Raw genomic sequence first — 7,647 nt, forward strand, 5'->3', positions numbered from 1 at the left:
TTCTGCAGGAAAGTTGCTAAAAAAGCTATTAGGGCTTTTAGCATAAGCACTTAATCCCTTGACAATAATACGGTAATCAAGATAGGCCTGTCTTTTTTCTGGTCTAGATAAATGTTCTGGAGTATTAATGCAAATACTTTGTCCGTATTGTGCAATGGTTGGATCTTTAAAAACCATTTGATTGTCTCCCTGCCTTGTGATTATAGCTCCTGTTAAACCCAGCAGGTTAATTGCTTCCTCTCTTGACGCCCGATTCGGAAAAGTTGCTACTAACTGACCATTTACAACTTCGTCTTTAATATAGAGCACAGGTTTAGATGAAGGGAACACTCCAACAGGAATACTCATCATTTCATTGAAATAATCATATGAAGTATTGCTTGGGAATTTAAGGGCTAATCCAAAATCATCTCTACATATTACAATTGGCCTTGGGGTGCAGAGATCATTTAATTCACTATAGAATCGATTTAAATTTCCTACATCAACAGTATCATCCCTCAACGGGCCCAAATAATCGAGCAATATCGCTGCAAAATGGTCTTTAGAATAATACTCAACAAAATCCTGTATAATTTGTAGGGGGTCATTAGAAGTTCGATAGATGTCCATAAAAGGATGATCATAACGAGGAGTGCGACGAGCGCCAACGTATATTTCCTCACAATTATTTTTTAGAAAATGTAATGCATTGAAAAGCTCAGGAAATACAGAATGCATTTCCCTTGTGCTACGCCATCTTCCTATCTCGGTATTCCATCCGCTTATCAGGGTTTGCTTCAATCTAGCTAAATCCCCTTCATACTTTATAAACAAAGCAACTGCATCATCTTTGTGTAACATAATAATTCTCTAATTTAATATTATAAAAAAAAAATTTTAGCTAGAAGGTACGATAGGAAAGGAAAAAGAAGCCGATTAATTAGTCCAGTCTGTGTTTAGAAATCCAGCCAGTCTTTCTTCATTCTTTATCTAAACGACAAACCCGTTTCATTAAATTAAAACTAGGTTAAAAACCAGTCTTCAAAAACTACCCGTATTAGAGAAGATAAGTCGTTTGCTAATCCTTAGATTGCTTAGTACTTTCGGAGGCAAATGGTATTGAAAGTTTTTTTGCATGTCAATAAATATACTGTGTGATGTAAAAATATTCTATTATTTGCGATTGGTACTAATTTCTGCGGTCAGCCCTGAAGAGGATTAAAACGAAATGCTTGGTCAATTTAGAGCTGGCAATAAAATTCATCTATTTGCATGGGCTTTGCATTTAAAGCCCATATTTAGTACACTCCAATCGCACCGAATTTGCTTCCTTCAACCCGCAGGATGAATCAAGATGAAAGAAAGAGCTCTCAATTTTTTGGACAAAATTGAAAAAATTCTACCAGAGAAATCCAATCCCAGTCTGATCAGTAAGATTTTAAGCGAGTTAAAACTGGATGATCTAGATACCAATGATAAAGAATTTACTGAGTTTATAAGCAAAGCCTGCAGAGAAAAAATAGACTTAAATAAACTAACTCAGCACCTGAAAAGAGCTCTAATATTTAATGAGCCACTTTGTCGACTCTTGGCTTTTATTGAAGAAATGGCATTAATTGGGGATGAGGAGCTTGCTGCCATTGCATCGACACTAGAACGTCAGCTGAACTTGTTGTTCCTTTTCGAAGCGATGTTGGTCACCATGGCCAACAGCAAACTGTTTGCAAAAGAAGTATACGATCATTTAGTGAAAATAAGCGGCAATCCATATCCAGGAAATCCCCTCGCTGACTTCATTTTAGGCGTCCCCTATAGCGCCACTCTGTTTGAGCGATTAAAAATGGTTTCCATCAAACCGGTTATGCTGACGGTCCTCTTTCACCGCTCAATGGGTGAAAAAAAAGAAACCCAGGAAGCTCTGGATGATTTTATCAGGGAAAACGGCTTATCTGGTTCGAATGCTTGGATTGAAACGACTGAACCCAAAGAACTATCGGATAAAACAGTCCCTGTGATGGGGTTAAATATTCTTGAGGCGGCCTGGGAAGACGCAACCGACCATGCCAAAGAGTATGGGGGTATTGAAAATGCTGAATCCGCTATTGGGCTAATCCAACTCATGGAGCAGCAACAGTATCTTAATGAATGCAATTACTTCACCACCCTGTTGCCAGAGGGTGCTTATAGAAAAGAAGACGCCAGTTACGAATTAATACCCGACTTAAAAATCGATAACTCCAAAAAACTAGTATCCCAGTTCCATATTCACCCTCAATGGCGGGATTTATACACCAGCTGGAATCTTTTTTTTGTGGTTGCCAATATAGATACTGTGGTGATGCCTTTGAAATTATTGCTCCCTACGGTCATGACGGCTCATCCCTCCAATTACAAAGAAATGAGGGTTATTTCTCTGTTTTTAATCGGTAATTTATTTATGCATGCTAGCAAAAATAACCCCTTTTTTAAAAATTTTACACTGACGAATGCCAAGATTATTTTTAAAGAATGGGGTAGGATTAACAAAGAATACGCTAACCAACAACTGCACCTTCTTTGTCCAGAAGTTCCCGTGTCTGTCAAACCCTCTTTGCAAGAGGTTTTTGGCCATCACGTGCACCTTAATTTTTTAAAACATCTGTACAATTTCGTTCGGGATCCAGGTCATTATCGTTTTACAACTCCTTTTAAGAACAATAAGTCCGGACCACAATTCTTTAGTCCAGTAAAAACCAAGGATTCCATGGAGTCCTTAGAGGAGAAAAAAATAGAGTACAATGAGCCTTCATCCACATGTCCTGAAGGCTTTAATGTAATGAACCATCCCACCCACTGAGTTGGTAATTGATTGTTACCAACTTAGAATTCAAATTGACAATTTTTCACCGGATGGGAGATTCATAAATGAATATTAACTTACTAGGTTTTGATATAGCTAAGAATATTGGCTATACACTTTTTCGCCTGGAATAGCCCAATTTTAGGCTTTGTCATTGCAAAACGAATAGCACCCAAGCATATTGATATGTCCAAATCCATATCCAGAAAGCCAAGCATCCCTATTTATTGCTAAACTTCTTCTTTAAAAAAGTTAACCGTTTACTCAGCAAAAAATTAATCAATTTTAGATGGGATGGCCATGCGTGTTAGGGCAACTCCTTGAATATAATTTAACTTTCATGTATATTTTTTATCTTTTTTTATTGTGAAATATTATGAAATGTAAAGCTTATTTCGGTAAAGCAGGACTTATGCTTGAACTAGAGGGTAATAATGAAGCGCTTCTAAGACAATATGCTAAAGCCTGTGCTATGGATGATGCCACTATAGTTACTTTTGATAAAAAGAAATACACCCTTTATCTGCCCCATATGAATAAAGAAACTTATTCCAAATTATGTCAAGTGGCTGAGGGAGAAAAACCAACATTTGATGAGTTAGAAGAACAAGCAGCAATAGAGCAAAAAGAGAAAGAACGTTATGCTCTTCGTGATCATGGATTTATTAAATCAAAACAGGTCAAAAAAGACCACGAAATAAGTTATCTGGTAAAGCTTGTTGATAAAAAAAATATTAATATAACGGTAGTAAGTAACGATAAATTATTTTTATCTCTATGCGAACAATATTTCAAAGGAAACACCGGTATAACCGCTACCGATAAAAAATCATTTAAGCAATTAAATATTCCCAAAATAGGCAAAGATACATACAACTCTTGTCTGAGTAAAATGAAAGATGGACTTCCCCACGGTTATAAAAAAAACCTACGAAGTTTCGAGCAATTAAAGGATGTTGCAGTTGATTCAAATGTGCATGATTTAACAGGTTCCACTATGTTAATAAATTGAAAGAGTCCGCGCTTTATGCGCTAAATCCTATAAAGACCGCATTAAAAATAGGTACATTTTAGTGGTTAAATGAGTTTAAAAAACTGTTTCAATTAAATATTTTTGATTTATGGCAATCGAGCATATTAGTGAACTGTGCCATATGCTTTTGGAATGTACTTAAATGATATTTTGAAGCATGCCATCTTTAACATAATTATTTTCAATTCTTTATATCTTGAATAGAAATAGTTGAGGATACTGAGCTAATCTTCCCCATATCCCATTTTTTCGCATTCGTACTGCTAAATCTCATTTAATTTAACAAAAGGCCGAATATATGACTGCACCTAAACCTCTTGTCTTAAAATAATTTGGTTATTTTCTTGCATAACCGGTAGAGTCCATATGGCACCATTTAGTAAATGGCTACCCAGTTATATCCGAGTTTTGAATAGTGTGCTCAAGATAATTGATAAGCATTAAAAATTCATCGTTTCCAATTTTGCTATTACTTTTCCTTTCTAAATCAAGCATAAACAAATTTTCCAAGAATGGACGAAGAGCACGAAAGTTCTCCGATTTTTCCTTGCGTATCTGTTCTAAACCAAATTTTCCTAACAGGCTTCCAAGAGAACTTCTCAGCTTTAGCTTAGGATAAATCTGAACAACTGATTCTTTTATACTATCGAGGTAAGAAAACTCCATTTTTGTTGCCTCACATTCTATATTCGCCTTTAGTGTAGAGCGAGCAATAAAGGCTTGGCATGAAAAACGGCAAATAGCTCTAGCTTCACAAGAACCACAATCCTGCCAATTTTCAGGGGCTATTGAAAAAAAACGCTTTAATTTCTTGTCGTAAGCAATTTTAAAGTCCACTGTTTTATCTTTCAAATGTCCGAGAAAATACTCTTTTTCGTTCCAGCTAAATCGTCCACATGGCAGTATATTTCCTTCTGGGGTTATCCCTATAACCTCTGTTCCAGCACCACAACCTTCATAATCACACAAGGACTGGGAACGTTGAACACCCTTGAGATGACACTCAACGTAATGAATCATGCTCTCTGTTACATGGTATTCTGTGGCGCACTCCGCCTTCGTTTCAATCATATAGTCAATGATATCTTTTTTTGCTTTAAAAATTTCACTTGGCGTGGGAGGGGGCAGATTCACACCAGCCCCAACTGGATATGCAACGTTCGCTTTAAAGCTTAGAGCCCCCATATCAGCATATAACCAGTTGCATATCTTATTAAACATATGAGCATTGCTTTGATTTATAGTCATTAAAATGCCGCAATTTACCCCATTCTCTTTTGCTCGAAAGTAATTTTTTATAACTTTATCAGCAAGTGGTCGCATGCTTTGAGTAACATCTTGGGGATTATCAATGCTAACACCAAGTGCAATATTGTTTCTTTTAAAGCAGTTCATTAAATCATCTGATATATTAATAAAATTGGTCTGCATCGATATTTCAATAGATTTGTTATTACGCAATGCTGAGGCATAAGAAAACTCACATGCCCTATCCAACCAACTTATGGGCAATAAAGAAGGCTCTCCTCCATGAAAAATAATTGTAATCTGATGTTGCCTTGAGTTTGTCAGCATTTTATCTATTAATAATTCAAAATCATCAATAGGCAAATAGTAGTGCTTTTCTTTGCCGAAGGTTATATCTTCATAACAATACTCACACTTAATATTACAACGAGAGGTAAGTTTAACAACAACTGCTCTCAAATTTGTAAAACGAGTATCTTGCAAGCTCATATCCTTTTTCATGGCTTAAATTTTGTGTTGCTATAATTAAGATCATTATCATCGCTCAAATTATTATCACTTGTAAGCTTTGCAACGATGTCATTGTAATTATCGTTATACCCTCCTTTATCGCCGTAATGAGTATCGCTATACGACTTATCGCTATAATTACCGCTATCGCTGTAATAATTATCACTATATTTATCTTCATATGAGGTAGGGATTTGATCGGTTAGACTATTCTCTTTTAATACTCTCTTTTTCATCATCTCTAAGCTACATAATACGTATGAACTGTTTGAAGAGCCCCTATCAACAAGATCTTTAACAGCAGCTTTTGCCTCTGGTGATAACTTATCTAATAGCTTTTCTATTTTCAGCTCTTCGGGGACGTTTTTTTCCGACATGTGGGGGTACTCTCTAAATTTAGATTAATCCTGTTTTCTGAGGCTGCATTAAGATAGACATGCCGATTATTGGTATGAGCACAAAGCCAAGAAAAAGATGGATCTGAGTTCTGTTTTCTGAAGAGGAATTATAAAATTTTTTGAATTTTTTAAATAGAGATATTCAATAAATTTCCTTTAATTTTCTTTATATTAGCAAATGAATAGATATTTATACCTTTGTGAAGAAATCTATCTTTTTAAGAGCTTTGACTTTATTTTCCCAAGCAAATAAGGGATAGAGCACCAACCGATAATACCTTCTATAATCAATACAATACCCAATGTGATATAAAAAAACGTTCCCATTCCAAAGATTGCAGCAATACACAATGCAGCACCAATTATTGTACGGTTTATCCGATCTGTTTTATCTATATTACATGCAAACTTCATTTAAATTCCTTTATTATTCAATTCTAAATTAACTTCAGATCCAGCATCGTTGGTTCCTTTACTAGTTTATCCTTCTCACTTCTAGATAATTTTTTAATATAATGTTCCACTTTCATAGCTCTACCCTTTCCTTCTTTAATCTCCCAAGACTGGGCAATTTTTATTGGCTTAAAACTACGTGTGTATTTACATCTACCTGTACCATCAATGTGGGACAGATACCTCTTTTCAAGATTGTTTGTGCATCCAGTATAATAGGTGTTGTTTTCGCACAGTAATATATAAACCCAATAAGATGAAGCAACCATCTTTAAAATCCTTTAGGCAAATAACTCATCTATTGTTTCTTGCATTTCTTCCTGGCTGGGTTTTGCATACCTAAATATTTCTTTAATAGATATATTACCACTTAGCTCTTGAGCAAAATGCACCCCATGTTTATCGGTGACTTTCTTCAAAAAGGTATGCCTAAGTTTATGTGGAGTAAATTCAAACTTCTCCGCTTCTGGCAAAAACGCCAATGCCTGCTTTAATAACCGCTTACATATTCGGTAAACATCTAAGGTCTGCAAACGCATACCATACCTCGTAATAAAGAAGGGTTCATCTTCACTGGCATTTCTGGATCTCAAATATTGATCCAAATAAACCCTACTCTCTTGTGGCAATGGAATTTTCCGGCTGAAGCGTTTTGACTTATGACGCATAACATCATACAACCCTTTTTGTCGATATTGTCCGACTTTTAATGATACCACTTCTGGCTCGCGAAGACCCGTGCCTAAAAGTACATAAAACAAGGTGGTTTCCATAAGTGGATTTTGATTTTTTCGTGTACAACATTTAATACGCTGTTCACAAGCTGACTTTAACCGCATTAATTGGCGTGAACTTAATCCATTCCAATCCGGTGTATCAGTTTACTTGGGCAAGCGAGTCCTCTGCCAATAATGGTCGTTGTTGATGCAACCAATGCCCTACTTCCGCTTAGAAAAAATGAATGAATTTGGATAAGTCTTTCTTTTTGGCGGCCTCCGTTTTTTCAGGAGTGTCTTTCACATGCACTGAGTAATAATAAGACAGCCACGCCGATAAGGAATTGGTATCAAAGTGAACATCTAAAGGATGTGAAATCTTATCTATCTCAAATAATTTATCTGTTAAATTAAAGTTAAACCTTTAACACTCCTCAGCTGAATTAAAATGTGCAGCCCATTTTAGGG

The 7,647-nt window shown here is 35.9% G+C and carries 8 protein-coding genes; 2 read left to right on the forward strand and 6 right to left on the reverse strand.

Annotated features, from left to right (window positions below; translation table 11 throughout):
- On the reverse strand, positions 1-843 hold an 843-nt coding region (locus tag DGG96_RS10205; protein ID WP_205872616.1), incomplete at its 3' end, for a hypothetical protein.
- Between the two features lie 493 nt (positions 844-1,336).
- Here DGG96_RS10205 and DGG96_RS10210 point away from each other — a divergent pair.
- Together DGG96_RS10210 and DGG96_RS10215 are read left to right on the forward strand one after the other, a co-directional pair.
- Entirely contained in the window at positions 1,337-2,818 is a 1,482-nt protein-coding gene (locus DGG96_RS10210; RefSeq protein WP_110142567.1) for a symporter, read from the forward strand.
- A 379-nt stretch (positions 2,819-3,197) separates the two neighbouring features.
- Entirely contained in the window at positions 3,198-3,833 is a 636-nt protein-coding gene (locus tag DGG96_RS10215) for a hypothetical protein (RefSeq protein ID WP_110142568.1), read from the forward strand.
- Positions 3,834-4,241: 408 nt separating this feature from the next.
- Here DGG96_RS10215 and DGG96_RS10220 read toward each other — a convergent pair whose 3' ends face one another.
- The 5 genes from DGG96_RS10220 to DGG96_RS21175 all read right to left on the reverse strand — a co-directional run bounded on the left by DGG96_RS10220 (position 4,242) and on the right by DGG96_RS21175 (position 7,302).
- Positions 4,242-5,591, reverse strand: coding sequence for a radical SAM/SPASM domain-containing protein (locus DGG96_RS10220; protein WP_158618878.1), 1,350 nt, complete (start codon positions 5,589-5,591; stop codon positions 4,242-4,244).
- An 8-nt stretch (positions 5,592-5,599) separates the two neighbouring features.
- Complete coding sequence (locus tag DGG96_RS10225; protein ID WP_110142570.1) at positions 5,600-5,989, reverse strand: hypothetical protein; 390 nt, start codon at positions 5,987-5,989, stop codon at positions 5,600-5,602.
- Positions 5,990-6,220: 231 nt separating this feature from the next.
- Positions 6,221-6,424: a YgaP family membrane protein gene (locus DGG96_RS10230; protein ID WP_110142571.1), complete on the reverse strand. Its 204-nt coding sequence runs from the start codon at positions 6,422-6,424 to the stop codon at positions 6,221-6,223.
- A gap of 23 nt (positions 6,425-6,447) precedes the next feature.
- Positions 6,448-6,732: a GIY-YIG nuclease family protein gene (locus tag DGG96_RS10235; RefSeq protein WP_110142572.1), complete on the reverse strand. Its 285-nt coding sequence runs from the start codon at positions 6,730-6,732 to the stop codon at positions 6,448-6,450.
- 12 nt (positions 6,733-6,744) lie between these two features.
- Entirely contained in the window at positions 6,745-7,302 is a 558-nt protein-coding gene (locus DGG96_RS21175; protein ID WP_325049830.1) for a tyrosine-type recombinase/integrase, read from the reverse strand.
- Positions 7,303-7,647 lie beyond the last annotated feature (345 nt).

Source organism: Legionella qingyii, assembly GCF_003184185.1.